The organism is Leclercia sp. Colony189 (assembly GCF_009740165.1).
In the GTDB taxonomy this organism is placed as follows: domain Bacteria; phylum Pseudomonadota; class Gammaproteobacteria; order Enterobacterales; family Enterobacteriaceae; genus Enterobacter.
This window is the reverse complement of record NZ_CP046557.1, coordinates 4,593,817-4,606,263: the sequence shown is the minus strand read 5'-3', so window position 1 is coordinate 4,606,263 and position 12,447 is coordinate 4,593,817. Positions and strand designations below refer to the sequence as shown.

13 protein-coding genes are annotated in these 12,447 nt (G+C 55.7%); 7 read left to right on the top strand and 6 right to left on the bottom strand.

The window, feature by feature from the left end; genetic code table 11:
• Nucleotides 1-24: 24 nt before the first annotated feature.
• Entirely contained in the window at nucleotides 25-492 is a 468-nt protein-coding gene (gene yigI, locus GNG29_RS22030; RefSeq protein ID WP_103177439.1) for an acyl-CoA thioesterase YigI, read from the bottom strand.
• A 156-nt stretch (nucleotides 493-648) separates the two neighbouring features.
• Here yigI and pldA point away from each other — a divergent pair, with 156 nt between their 5' ends.
• The 3 genes from pldA (at nucleotide 649) to rhtC (ending at nucleotide 4,112) form a co-directional block, all read left to right on the top strand.
• On the top strand, nucleotides 649-1,509 hold the full coding sequence (pldA, locus tag GNG29_RS22025; RefSeq protein WP_103177438.1) for a phospholipase A: 861 nt from the start codon (nucleotides 649-651) through the stop codon (nucleotides 1,507-1,509).
• 91 nt (nucleotides 1,510-1,600) lie between these two features.
• Nucleotides 1,601-3,430, top strand: coding sequence for an ATP-dependent DNA helicase RecQ (gene recQ / locus GNG29_RS22020; protein WP_103825341.1), 1,830 nt, complete (start codon nucleotides 1,601-1,603; stop codon nucleotides 3,428-3,430).
• Between the two features lie 61 nt (nucleotides 3,431-3,491).
• Nucleotides 3,492-4,112, top strand: coding sequence for a threonine export protein RhtC (gene rhtC / locus GNG29_RS22015; RefSeq protein ID WP_103177436.1), 621 nt, complete (start codon nucleotides 3,492-3,494; stop codon nucleotides 4,110-4,112).
• Here the strand turns inward: rhtC and rhtB are convergent.
• Complete coding sequence (gene rhtB / locus GNG29_RS22010) at nucleotides 4,109-4,729, bottom strand: homoserine/homoserine lactone efflux protein (protein WP_103177435.1); 621 nt, start codon at nucleotides 4,727-4,729, stop codon at nucleotides 4,109-4,111. The two genes, rhtC and rhtB, sit on opposite strands and share 4 nt — an antisense overlap.
• A gap of 109 nt (nucleotides 4,730-4,838) precedes the next feature.
• Between rhtB and pldB the strand changes: the two genes are divergently transcribed.
• From pldB to GNG29_RS21995, 3 genes are all read left to right on the top strand, one after another.
• On the top strand, nucleotides 4,839-5,831 hold the full coding sequence (gene pldB, locus GNG29_RS22005; protein ID WP_103177434.1) for a lysophospholipase L2: 993 nt from the start codon (nucleotides 4,839-4,841) through the stop codon (nucleotides 5,829-5,831).
• Nucleotides 5,832-5,856: 25 nt separating this feature from the next.
• Nucleotides 5,857-6,657, top strand: a complete 801-nt coding sequence (gene yigL / locus GNG29_RS22000; RefSeq protein WP_156655351.1) for a sugar/pyridoxal phosphate phosphatase YigL — start codon at nucleotides 5,857-5,859, stop codon at nucleotides 6,655-6,657.
• Nucleotides 6,658-6,739: 82 nt separating this feature from the next.
• On the top strand, nucleotides 6,740-7,639 hold the full coding sequence (locus tag GNG29_RS21995) for a carboxylate/amino acid/amine transporter (protein ID WP_103177432.1): 900 nt from the start codon (nucleotides 6,740-6,742) through the stop codon (nucleotides 7,637-7,639).
• Here GNG29_RS21995 and metR read toward each other — a convergent pair.
• Complete coding sequence (metR, locus tag GNG29_RS21990) at nucleotides 7,527-8,480, bottom strand: HTH-type transcriptional regulator MetR (protein WP_156240006.1); 954 nt, start codon at nucleotides 8,478-8,480, stop codon at nucleotides 7,527-7,529. The two genes, GNG29_RS21995 and metR, sit on opposite strands and share 113 nt — an antisense overlap.
• Before the next feature lie 117 nt (nucleotides 8,481-8,597).
• Here metR and metE point away from each other — a divergent pair, with 117 nt between their 5' ends.
• On the top strand, nucleotides 8,598-10,859 hold the full coding sequence (gene metE / locus GNG29_RS21985; protein ID WP_103177430.1) for a 5-methyltetrahydropteroyltriglutamate--homocysteine S-methyltransferase: 2,262 nt from the start codon (nucleotides 8,598-8,600) through the stop codon (nucleotides 10,857-10,859).
• Between the two features lie 63 nt (nucleotides 10,860-10,922).
• Here metE and GNG29_RS21980 read toward each other — a convergent pair whose 3' ends face one another.
• The 3 genes from GNG29_RS21980 to GNG29_RS21970 are packed head-to-tail and all read right to left on the bottom strand — an operon-like array spanning nucleotide 10,923 to nucleotide 12,228.
• A complete protein-coding gene (locus GNG29_RS21980) occupies nucleotides 10,923-11,366 on the bottom strand; it encodes a Shiga toxin A subunit (protein WP_156655350.1) in 444 nt (147 codons plus the stop codon).
• Nucleotides 11,366-11,734 (bottom strand): tlde1 domain-containing protein, encoded by a 369-nt coding sequence (locus GNG29_RS21975; RefSeq protein ID WP_103177428.1) that lies wholly within the window; start codon nucleotides 11,732-11,734, stop codon nucleotides 11,366-11,368. The genes GNG29_RS21980 and GNG29_RS21975 overlap by 1 nt, the downstream gene beginning before the upstream one ends.
• Complete coding sequence (locus tag GNG29_RS21970) at nucleotides 11,731-12,228, bottom strand: type VI secretion system tube protein TssD (RefSeq protein ID WP_103177427.1); 498 nt, start codon at nucleotides 12,226-12,228, stop codon at nucleotides 11,731-11,733. Before GNG29_RS21970 ends, GNG29_RS21975 begins: the two co-directional genes overlap by 4 nt.
• Between the last annotated feature and the right edge of the window lie 219 nt (nucleotides 12,229-12,447).

Here is a 12,447-nt window from a genome sequence, read left to right as displayed (position 1 = left end):
GCAATTTTACCTGATTTTACCGTCTCAACCCACCATATAAGTGGCAGTTGCGCTGGCGATATAGAGCTGCTCTTCGTTATGCAGTTCCACGCGGGCGACGGCGACTTTATTGCCTGCACGCAGCAGGCTGCTGCTGGCGGTGAAGCGATTGCCGCGACCCGGACGCAGATAATCGACGCGTAGGTCGATGGTTCCCATTCGCGACAGGCGCTGGCGCAGCTCATCTTCGTTAATGGTGTCGTGGCGGGTCAGGGTGCTGCCAACGCAGACCAGACCTGCTGCAACGTCGAGGGCGGAGGCAATAACGCCGCCATGCAGAATGCTTTGAGCCCAGTTACCGACCATCATTGGCTGATTGTTAAAGCTCAGTTGGGCGAAATCTTTTTCGTAGCGCTCAAGCTCCAGCCCCAGAGCACGGTTGAACGGCATGTGGTAGACGAAAATCTCGCCGACAAGCTTCAGCGCTTCTTCGGCAGTAAGCGTGGCAGACATAACACGTCACATCCTTATTGTTAAAAGAATGTTGATTTTATGCCCCATCAAATTGAATTGCCAGATTCGGAGCACAGGTGAAGCCACTCATCATTAAATATGCTAAAAGGGATCAAAATATTTCTCATTAAAACGCTTTGCAGGAGAGCAACACCGATGCGGACATATCAGGCCGTACTCATGGCGGCGGCTGCGCTGCCTCTTTCGGCATTTGCGCAGGACGCGACAACTCAGGAGGTGCCTGCCGTGCGGGGCAGCATCATCGCTAACCTGTTGGAGGAGCACGATAATCCTTTTACGCTCTATCCTTACGACAGCAATTACCTGATCTATACCGTGACCAGCGACCTCAATAAAGAGGCGATCAAAACCTATGACTGGGCCGACGATTCGCAGAAAGATGAGGTGAAATTCCAGCTGAGTCTCGCCTTCCCGCTGTGGCGCGGGATTCTGGGGCAGAATTCCATTCTGGGCGCCTCCTATACGCAGAAGTCATGGTGGCAGTTATCTAACAGCGATGAATCGTCGCCGTTCCGTGAGACCAACTACGAGCCGCAGCTGTTCCTTGGCTTCGCCACCGACTACTCGCTGGCGGGCTGGACGCTGCGGGACGTGGAATTTGGCTACAACCATCAATCCAACGGTCGCTCCGATCCCACCTCGCGCAGCTGGAACCGTATCTATAGCCGCCTGATGGCGCAGAACGGCAACTGGCTGGTGGAGGTGAAGCCCTGGTATGTAGTGGGTAACATCGACGATAACCCGGATATCACCAAATACATGGGCTACTACCAGCTGCGGGTGGGCTATCAGCTGGGCGAAGCGGTGCTGAGTGTGAAAGGGCAGTACAACTGGAACACCGGCTATGGCGGCGCAGAGATGGGCGTCAGCTACCCGCTGACCAAACATGTTCGTCTGTATACCCAGGTCTACAGCGGCTATGGCGAATCCCTCATCGACTACAACTTCAACCAGACCCGCGTGGGTGTGGGCGTGATGCTGAACGATCTTTTCTAGCCTCCTCGAATGTTTTTCTCTTAAACGTTGAAGTTTCTCTCGCAGGCGCTGAAAATAGCGCCTGTTTTAATTTCGGGCAAATGGGGTTGATGTGGTGCAGGCGGAAGTCGTTAATCAGGAGTCGCTGGCTAAACAGGTTTTGCATGAAACCTTTGGCTATCACCAGTTCCGCCCGGGCCAGGAAACCATCATCAACACGGCCCTTGAGGGGCGTGACTGTCTGGTGGTCATGCCGACAGGCGGCGGTAAATCGCTGTGCTATCAGGTTCCCGCGCTGGTACTGAATGGCCTGACGGTGGTGGTTTCACCGCTGATCTCGCTGATGAAAGACCAGGTCGACCAGCTGCTGGCGAACGGCGTGGCGGCGGCCTGCCTCAACTCTACCCAGACCCGCGAGCAGCAGCAGGAGGTGATGGCCGGGTGCCGCACCGGGCAGGTTCGTCTGCTCTATATCGCTCCGGAGCGTCTGATGCTGGATAACTTCCTTGAGCATCTGGCGCACTGGAACCCGGTACTGCTGGCGGTAGACGAAGCGCACTGTATCTCCCAGTGGGGGCATGATTTCCGCCCGGAGTATGCCGCCCTCGGTCAGCTGCGTCAGCGCTTCCCGTCGGTGCCGTTTATGGCCCTTACCGCTACCGCCGACGACACCACCCGGCAGGATATTGTCCGTCTGCTGGGGCTCAACGATCCGCTGATCCAGGTCAGCAGCTTCGACCGCCCGAATATCCGCTATATGCTGATGGAGAAATTTAAGCCCCTCGATCAGCTCCTGCGCTACGTCCAGGAGCAGCGCGGTAAATCCGGCATTATCTATTGCAACAGCCGGGCGAAGGTTGAAGACACCGCCGCCCGTCTGCAAAGCCGCGGCTTCAGCGCCGCGGCCTATCATGCGGGGCTGGAAAACCACATCCGTGCCGACGTGCAGGAGAAATTCCAGCGCGACGATCTGCAAATTGTGGTGGCGACCGTCGCCTTCGGTATGGGTATCAACAAGCCGAACGTGCGCTTTGTGGTGCATTTCGACATTCCGCGCAATATCGAATCCTACTACCAGGAGACAGGCCGTGCCGGGCGTGACGGCCTGCCCGCCGAGGCGATGCTCTTCTACGATCCGGCGGATATGGCCTGGCTACGTCGCTGTCTGGAAGAGAAACCGCAGGGGCAGTTGCAGGATATCGAGCGTCACAAGCTCAACGCGATGGGCGCCTTTGCCGAAGCGCAAACCTGTCGCCGTCTGGTGCTGCTGAACTATTTTGGCGAGGGGCGCCAGGAGTCGTGCGGCAACTGCGATATCTGCCTCGACCCGCCGAAGCAGTACGACGGGCTGATGGACGCCCGCAAGGCGCTCTCCACCATTGGCCGCGTCAATCAGCGCTTCGGGATGGGCTACGTGGTGGAAGTGCTGCGCGGCGCCAACAATCAGCGCATCCGCGAGATGGGGCATGACAAGCTGCCGGTGTATGGCATTGGCCGCGATCAGAGCCATGAGCACTGGGTCAGCGTGATCCGCCAGCTTATCCACCTGGGCTTTGCCACCCAGAACATTGCCCAGCACTCCGCGCTGCAGCTCACCGAAGCCGCCCGTCCGGTGCTGCGCGGCGAAGTCGAATTGCAGCTAGCCGTGCCGCGCGTGGTGGCGCTGAAACCGCGTGTGATGCAGAAATCCTACGGCGGCAACTATGATCGTAAGCTGTTTGCCAAGCTGCGTAAGCTGCGCAAAGCCATCGCCGACGAAGAGAATATCCCACCTTATGTGGTGTTCAACGATGCCACGCTGATTGAGATGGCCGAGCAGATGCCGCTCAGCGCCAGCGAAATGCTCAGCGTCAACGGCGTGGGCACCCGCAAACTGGAGCGCTTCGGCAAAGAGTTTATGGCGCTTATTCGTTCTCATACCGATGGTGATGATGAGGAGTAGTCAGCCCGGCAAAAAAGTGCCAGGATGATTGCTCCCTGAACTATTTCCCCGCGAGTTAATTATGTTAACCCTGTTTCTGACCGTGGCGCTGGTGCATATTGTGGCGCTGATGAGCCCTGGCCCCGACTTTTTCTTCGTGTCCCAAACGGCGGTGAGCCGTTCGCGCAAAGAGGCGATGATGGGCGTGCTGGGCATTACCCTTGGCGTTATGGTCTGGGCTGCCCTGGCCCTGCTGGGCCTGAACCTGATCCTCGCTAAGATGGCCTGGCTGCATAACATCATTATGGTCGGCGGCGGTCTCTATCTGTGCTGGATGGGCTATCAGATGCTGCGCGGGGCGTTCAAAAAAGAGGATAACGAAGCGTCTGAGCCTAAAATGGAGCTGGCGGCCAGCGGACGCAGCTTTGTGAAAGGGCTGCTGACGAACCTCGCTAATCCAAAAGCCATTATCTATTTCGGCTCGGTATTTTCACTGTTCGTGGGTGAGGATGTCGGTGCTGGAGCGCGCTGGGGAATCTTCCTGCTGATCGTCCTGGAGACGTTTGCCTGGTTCACCGTGGTGGCGAGCCTGTTTGCGTTACCCTCCATGCGACGCGGCTACCAACGTCTGGCGAAGTGGATTGACGGCGTTGCCGGCGCGTTATTCGCCGGCTTCGGTATTCACCTGATCCTGTCGCGTTAAGCGTGCCTTGCTGATGCCAGCAGCGCACCCACCAGCATAAACAGCGAACCGAACACTTTATTCAGGGCCTTCATCTGACGAGGCCCTTTAATCCATGCCGCAATCCGCGTAGCCAGCGTCGCATAGCCAATCATCACAATGATATCGACCACAACAGTGGTCAAGCCGAGCACCACGTACTGCATGATCTGGGGCTGATGCGGCACGATGAACTGCGGAAACAGGGCGGCAAGAAAGACGATGCTCTTCGGGTTGGTCAGGTTCACAAATACCGCCCGCTTAAACAGTTTTCCCCTGCTTTGCGTCTGGGCGAGCGTGTTGAGGTCAAGGGACCCTGCGGCGCGCCACTGCTGAATACCCAGCCAGATCAGATAGGCTGCCCCGGCCCATTTCAGCACTTCGAAGGCCAGCACCGAACGGGAGAAGAGCGTGCCGAGCCCCACGCCGACCAGCACAATGTGAATAGCCAGCCCGGTTTGCAAGCCGGCAATGGACGCCGCTGCGCCGCGATAGCCGTGGTTCATGGCGGTGGTCATGGTATTGATCGCCCCTGAGCCCGGTGAAAGGCTGAGGATAATGGATGTCAGCAGGTAGGCGAACCACCACTCAAAGGTCATTTGAAACTCCCGAATCGTCTATTTTTATGCCACAATACGCTAATGTTGCGTCATTTTACGGCCTGTCACAAAAAAACGATATTCCTTGGCTTACAGGGGCGTAAACCCGATGTTTCAGCTGAATAAGGACTGGGAAACGCGAGAAAAGGCATTTGCTGCTTTCTCCATGGGACCGTTGACCGATTTCTGGCGCCAGCGCGAGGAAGATGAGTTTACGGGCGTTGGGGATATCCCGGTACGCTTCGTTCGTTTCCGTGATGAAAAAAATGACCGGGTGATTGTCGTCTGCCCCGGACGTATCGAAAGCTACATCAAATATGCCGAGCTGGCGTACGATCTGTTCCATCTGGGTTTTGATGTGTTAATTATCGACCATCGCGGGCAGGGACTTTCCGGTCGGATGTTGCCGGATACCCATCGTGGCCACGTGGAAAACTTCAGCGATTACGTCGACGATCTGGCCGCATTCTGGCAGCAGGAAGTGCAGCCCGGCCCGTGGCGCAAGCGCTATATTCTTGCGCACTCCATGGGCGGCGCCATCTCTACGCTCTTTTTGCAGCGCTACGATCACCAGTGCGATGCCATTGCGCTTACCGCGCCGATGTATGGCATTGTGATACGTTTTCCGGACTGGATGGTGCGCCATCTTCTCGACTGGGCTGAGGGCCATCAGCGCATTCGTGAAGGCTACGCCATCGGAACAGGACGCTGGCGGGCTTTGCCGTTTGCCATCAACGTCTTAACCCACAGCCAGCAGCGTTATCGCCGCAACCTGCGTTTCTATGCCGATGAGCCGCGCTTGCGCGTTGGCGGCCCCACCTGGCATTGGGTACGCGAAGGTATTCTGGCGGGTGAAGAGGTGTTGGCGGGTGCCGGTCAGGACGATACGCCCACGCTCATCCTTCAGGCTGAAGAGGAGCGGGTGGTGGATAACCGCATGCACGACCGCTTCTGTGAACGCCGGGCCGCAGCCGGTCACCCTTGCGAAGGGGGTAAACCGCTGGTCATAAACGGCGCGTACCATGAGATCCTTTTCGAAAAGGACGCCATGCGATCGGTCGCACTCCACGCCATCGTCGACTTTTTCGACAGGCATAACTGATATTCACCAGAGGTTAAATTTTTCTATGTACCAGGTTGTCGCGTCTGATTTAGATGGCACGCTGCTCTCCCCCGATCACACTTTATCGCCCTACGCGAAAGAGACCCTGAAACTCCTGACCGCCCGAGGCGTGAATTTTGTCTTCGCCACAGGTCGCCACCACGTTGATGTGGGGCAGATCCGCGATAATCTGGAGATCAAATCCTATATGATCACCTCCAACGGCGCCCGCGTGCACGATCTGGACGGTAATCTGATCTTCACCCATAACCTCGATCGCGACATCGCCACCGATCTGTTCGGGATCATGCACAACAACCCCGACATCATCACCAACGTCTATCGCGACGACGAGTGGTTTATGAACCGTCACCGCCCGGACGAGATGCGTTTCTTTAAAGAGGCGGTATTCAACTATTCGCTGTATGAGCCGGGTCTGCTGGAGCCGGAAGGCATTAGCAAGGTGTTCTTCACCACCGACAGCCACGAAGCGCTGCTGCCGCTGGAGCAGGCGATTAACGCCCGCTGGGGCGATCGGGTTAACGTTAGCTTCTCCACGCTGACCTGCCTGGAAGTGATGGCGGGCGGCGTCTCCAAGGGGCATGCCCTTGAAGCGGTAGCCAAACGCCTGGGCTTTGATCTTAAGGACTGCATCGCCTTTGGCGACGGCATGAACGACGCCGAAATGCTCTCCATGGCGGGCAAGGGCTGCATCATGGAAAACGCCCACCAGCGCCTGAAAGATCTGCACCCGGAGCTGGAAGTGATCGGCACTAACGGCGATAACGCGGTGCCAAAATATCTGCGTAAGCTGTTTATTGAATAATCTTCATTTGGTTGTTTAACGTTCAGTTGTCAACCGCGGAGTTCGCTACAATGCCTGTCCATCTTTTCAAGAGACAAGCATTGTGGCGCTACTCATTATCACCACTATTCTGTGGGCCTTCTCCTTTAGCCTTATCGGTGAATATCTCGCCGGATATGTCGACAGCTATTTCTCGGTGCTGATGCGCGTAGGGCTGGCGGCGCTGGTGTTCCTGCCGTTCCTGCGTACGCGCGGACAAACGCTGAAAACCCTTCTGCTGTACATGCTGGTAGGCGCGATGCAGCTCGGCATCATGTACCTGTTCAGCTTCCGCGCTTACGTCTACCTGTCGGTATCGGAATTCCTGCTGTTTACCGTGCTCACGCCGCTCTATATCACGCTGATTTACGATCTGCTGAGCAAACGCCGTTTGCGCTGGGGCTACCTGCTGAGCGCGGCGCTGGCGGTGGTGGGTGCGGCGATCATTCGCTACGACAAAGTGAGCGACCACTTCTGGACCGGGCTGATGTTTGTCCAGCTCGCCAACATCAGCTTTGCCATCGGCATGGTGGGGTATAAGCGTTTGATGGAAACCCGTCCGATGCCGCAGCACAACGCCTTTGCCTGGTTTTATATGGGGGCGGCGATTGTGGCGGTCGCGGCGTGGTTTATGCTGGGGAACCCACAAAAACTGCCGACCACGACGGTGCAGTGGAGCGTGCTGGTCTGGCTGGGGGTGGTGGCATCCGGGCTGGGTTACTTCATGTGGAACTATGGCGCCACGCAGGTTGACGCCGGAACGCTTGGGATCATGAACAACGTTCACGTCCCGGCAGGCCTGCTGGTGAACCTCGCCATCTGGCAGGAACAACCGCACTGGCCGAGCTTCATTATTGGGGGGACGGTGATCCTGGCTTCACTGTGGGTGCATCGCCGTTGGGTCGCTCCGCGCTCCGGACAAACGGCAGATGATCGCAAGCGTGATTCCGCGCTGAGCGAATAAAGGCCTCGGTAACCGGTTGACGCTGCTCGCCATCGCGCACGGCGGCGTACAACCGGCTCCATAATCCCTCGCCCAGGGTTCTGGTCACCACCAGGCCCTGGCGTTCAAAGCTCTCCACCACCCAGTGTGGTAACGCGGCAATACCCATGCGGGCCGCCACCATCTGAATTAACAGCAGAGTATTGTCCACGCTTTTCAGCTGCGGGCTGATACCCGCCGGCTGCAGGAAGTGACGCCAGATATCCAGACGACTGCGCTGGACCGGGTAGATCAGCAGCGTTTCGGTCGCCAGATCTTCCGGCGTAATGCGCGTTCTGGCAGCCAGCGGATGATCCGGGGCCAGCACCAGGCGAACTTCAAAATCAAACATCGGAGAATAGTGCAGGCCACTGCGCGGCAGAATATCCGAGGTCATGACCAGATCCAGCTCGCCCTGCTGGAGTGACGGTTGCGGGTCAAAGGTCACGCCGGATTTAAAGTCCATCTCCACCTGCGGCCATCTCTGGCGGAAGTTCTCAAGCGCGGGTGTCAGCCACTGGATACAGCTGTGGCACTCAATGGCGATGCGCAGCCGGGTTTGCTGGGGCTCATGGCAGGCCTGCAACGCGCTGGCGATCTGCGGCAACACCTGATTCGCCAGCTGCAGCAGGATCTCACCCTGCGGCGTGAAGCGTAGCGGCTGACTCTTACGCACAAACAGACGAAAGCCAAGGCGCTGTTCCAGATCGCTGAACTGGTGGGAAAGGGCGGATTGCGTCTGGTGCAGCGCCGCCGCCGCCGCCGCAAGAGAGCCGCAGTTCCGCAACGCCTGGAGCGTTTTCAGGTGTTTTATCTCGATCATGAATGTCCTTCACTTCGCCATGAACAATTTGCGCTTGAGGAATATACAGTACCTACACATTATGGAAGTGTAAACATCTGGACGGCTAAATACTGAAAATTCCATAAGGAGCACATCATGACAATTCGCAACCATACCCTCGGTTTCCCGCGCGTCGGCCTGCGCCGCGAGCTGAAAAAAGCGCTCGAAAGCTACTGGGCGGGTAACGCCACCCGTGATGAACTGCTGGCGGTGGGACGCGAACTCCGTGCCCGCCACTGGGATCAGCAGAAGCAGGCGGGCATTGACCTGCTGCCGGTGGGCGATTTCGCCTGGTACGACCATGTTCTGACGACCAGCCTGCTGCTGGGCAACGTGCCGGCTCGTCATCAGAACAACGATGGCTCGGTAGATATCGACACCCTGTTCCGCATTGGCCGTGGCCGTGCGCCAACGGGTGAACCCGCGGCGGCGGCAGAGATGACCAAATGGTTCAACACCAACTACCACTACATGGTGCCGGAGTTCGTGAAGGGCCAGCAGTTCAGACTGACCTGGACCCAGTTGCTGGATGAGGTGGACGAAGCCCTGGCCCTCGGCCATCAGGTGAAACCTGTTCTGCTGGGGCCGGTAACGTACCTGTGGCTCGGTAAAGTGAAGGGCGAACAGTTTGATCGCCTGAGCCTGTTGCATGAGATCCTGCCGGTGTACCAGCAGGTGCTGGGCGAACTGGCGAAACGCGGCGTTGAGTGGGTACAGATCGACGAACCGGCGCTGGTGCTGGAGCTGCCGCAGGCATGGCTGGATGCCTTCAAACCGGCATACGACGCCCTCGCGGGCCAGGTGAAGCTGCTGCTCACCACCTATTTCGAAGGCGTGACGCCAAATCTCGATACCATCACTGCGCTGCCGGTGCAGGGACTGCATGTTGATCTGGTGCACGGTAAAGATGACGTGGCAGAACTCCATTCCCGTCTGCCGTCCGACTGGCTGCTCTCTGCCGGGCTGGTGAACGGTCGCAACGTCTGGCGCGCCGATCTGACAGAAAAATATGGTCAGATTAAAGAGATCGTTGGCAAACGCGATCTGTGGATCGCCTCATCCTGCTCCCTGCTGCACAGCCCGATCGACCTCAGCGTCGAAACCCGTCTGGATGCCGAAGTGAAGAGCTGGTTTGCCTTTGCCCTGCAAAAATGCGAAGAGCTGGCCCTGCTGCGCGATGCGCTGAACAGCGGCGATACGGCGGCGATTACCGCATGGAGCGCGCCAATTCAGGCCCGCCGCCACTCTACCCGCGTGCACAACCCGGCGGTTGAGAAACGTCTGGCCGCCATCACCACGAAGGAGAGCCAGCGTCAGAGTCCTTATGAGGTGCGTGCTGAAGCCCAGCGTGCCCGCTTTAAACTCCCGGCCTGGCCAACCACCACTATCGGCTCCTTCCCGCAGACCACCGAGATCCGTGGCCTGCGTCTGGACTTCAAAAAGGGCAATCTGGATGCAGGCAACTACCGCACCGGCATCGCCGAACATATCAAGCAGGCGATTGTGGAGCAGGAGCGCCTGGGGCTGGATGTGCTGGTCCACGGCGAAGCCGAGCGTAACGACATGGTGGAGTACTTCGGTGAGCATCTGGACGGTTTCGTCTTTACCCAGAATGGCTGGGTGCAGAGCTACGGCTCCCGCTGCGTGAAGCCGCCGGTGGTGATCGGGGACGTCAGCCGCCCGGAAGCGATCACCGTCGAGTGGGCGAAGTATGCCCAGTCCCTGACCGACAAACCGGTAAAAGGCATGTTGACCGGGCCGGTGACTATTCTCTGCTGGTCCTTCCCGCGTGAGGATGTGACGCGTGAGACCATCGCGAAGCAGATCGCGCTGGCGCTGCGTGACGAAGTGGCGGATCTGGAAGCCGCCGGTATCGGCATCATTCAGATTGACGAACCGGCACTGCGCGAAGGGCTGCCGCTGCGTCGCAGCGACTGGGATGCCTATCTGAAGTGGGGGGTGGAAGCCTTCCGCATCAACGCTGCGGTGGCGAAGGATGAGACCCAGATCCACACCCACATGTGTTACTGCGAGTTCAACGACATCATGGACTCCATCGCCGCGCTGGATGCCGACGTGATCACCATCGAAACCTCACGCTCGGATATGGAGCTGCTGGAGTCGTTTGAAGAGTTCGACTACCCGAACGAGATCGGCCCGGGCGTCTATGACATTCACTCCCCGAACGTCCCGAGCGTAGAGTGGATTGAAGCCCTGCTGCAAAAAGCGGCTCAGCGCATTCCGGCAGAGCGCCTGTGGGTGAACCCGGACTGCGGCCTGAAAACCCGCGGCTGGCCTGAAACGCGCGCCGCACTGGCGAATATGGTGAAAGCGGCGCAGAATTTGCGGCAGGGTTAACCCTGGCACACGTTTGCCGGGCGGCGTGTGGCTGCCCGGCCTACGTACGACCTTCCTGAATAATTAAAACTCTCTTGCTATTACCATATAACCATTAAACCTGACTGAGCATTCATCGTCATTTATAAGGCCAGAAGCAATGAATATATCTTCCTTTTGTTTCTTGTTGATATAAGTGTATTTTACAGTGAGGGATTGAGTGTTGTTTTCATAATAACTGTCCAGGTAAGCACCCTCGGGTATTGTCGCTTTTCCCTGTGCCACAGCCATTTCATAATCGATTTTTGCTAATGATTGCGCGTACAGTTTTGATACAGGAGAAAGGTCAATAATTTTAATGGTTGTTTTGTTTCGCTGAATAGTCGACGTATCAATTTGTAAGTCTCGCGAAATGGCATTGAATAAAGCGGTCTCCATTGACGCACCGACAATAGCACATCCATTATTATTTGCGTGCGTAAGAAAAGGATAAATAATTAATAGGTAGAGAGATTTTTTATTAAGCATTAATCCTCCACAACGAGTATTTTATCACTGCTTGCAGCAATGATTTTACGACTGGATAAAGTTAGGATGATACATCCGTCGGATGCCTCTCCCGGATGCAATGAACTTTCCCCATGTATCATGAAGCCATCCCGACCGCACATATCGTTCCCGGCGTAGGGAGTTAATCTCATTGTCCATGCTTTGGTTTTAGAATGATAAAAAGCGGGTCCTATTGTATACGTTCCTCTTGGTAGCGGGCCTTTGTTTTTTACACATTCATTTGCTGAGTCGTTTTTAAACCCAGGCCTACCTGCATACTGACCATCAAACTGATAAGTGCCATCCAGATAAAATGAGTGCGAACTTACTTTATAAACCCACGTCATACCGTAGCCTCCTCCTCAGCATCCCATCTGTCTGTATGAATAATATTTCCATCCAGATAGTGCCATGTGATTATTTCATAAGCTAAATAAAAGGCTTCAAGGTGATTGTGCCTTTCAAAGGTGGTATTTTTAATGTCGAACATTAACGGTTCTATTCCATTAACCCTGACATTTTCCATCATTATACGGAAATATTCCTCTTCCTGACCATTATAATTGATACGGAAAAACTTAAGCTCTGCTTGCTTAAATTTTTGACCAGTAGATACGCCTTTATAAAGGTAAGGCGATGAGCTATCAATTTCTTTGATTAAAGCAAAGTCACCATGGATACGTTTGCCAGTAATTTTACCTGTAAGGTTGTCCGTGGGAAGATCGACAGAATGCATAAACTCTATAATCTCAATGCTTCCTTCTCTTCCTTGTATATCAACTGAACCTTTAACCTGATTTCCTGTATGGTCTGTTAACCAAAGATATACCGGTATAGCCATCCTGTAACCTCCTGTTTGGCAAGTAATATGAATGCCAGCGTACGCCCCACATACAGGAGAGAAAAGCATAACTGTATGGTTAATTTCCTAAAGCGTTTGTAATTTATGATGGCTCACAAAATCAGGGAGGCGATTGTTATTTAAATAGTGATCCTCTCTGTAGAATATATAAATAGATGTTTATATTGCTGGAATTAATAACCATGGATTGTACGCCCG

Excerpts from the sequence above, each read along its gene's own strand:
- yigI (WP_103177439.1), bottom strand. The coding sequence starts at position 492 with ATGTCTGCCACGCTTACTGCCGAAGAAGCGCTGAAGCTTGTCGGCGAG.
- pldA (WP_103177438.1), top strand. The coding sequence starts at position 649 with ATGCGGACATATCAGGCCGTACTCATGGCGGCGGCTGCGCTGCCTCTT.
- rhtC (WP_103177436.1), top strand. The coding sequence starts at position 3,492 with ATGTTAACCCTGTTTCTGACCGTGGCGCTGGTGCATATTGTGGCGCTG.
- rhtB (WP_103177435.1), bottom strand. The coding sequence starts at position 4,729 with ATGACCTTTGAGTGGTGGTTCGCCTACCTGCTGACATCCATTATCCTC.
- pldB (WP_103177434.1), top strand. The coding sequence starts at position 4,839 with ATGTTTCAGCTGAATAAGGACTGGGAAACGCGAGAAAAGGCATTTGCT.
- yigL (WP_156655351.1), top strand. The coding sequence starts at position 5,857 with ATGTACCAGGTTGTCGCGTCTGATTTAGATGGCACGCTGCTCTCCCCC.
- metR (WP_156240006.1), bottom strand. The coding sequence starts at position 8,480 with ATGATCGAGATAAAACACCTGAAAACGCTCCAGGCGTTGCGGAACTGC.
- metE (WP_103177430.1), top strand. The coding sequence starts at position 8,598 with ATGACAATTCGCAACCATACCCTCGGTTTCCCGCGCGTCGGCCTGCGC.
- GNG29_RS21980 (WP_156655350.1), bottom strand. The coding sequence starts at position 11,366 with ATGCTTAATAAAAAATCTCTCTACCTATTAATTATTTATCCTTTTCTT.
- GNG29_RS21975 (WP_103177428.1), bottom strand. The coding sequence starts at position 11,734 with ATGACGTGGGTTTATAAAGTAAGTTCGCACTCATTTTATCTGGATGGC.
- GNG29_RS21970 (WP_103177427.1), bottom strand. The coding sequence starts at position 12,228 with ATGGCTATACCGGTATATCTTTGGTTAACAGACCATACAGGAAATCAG.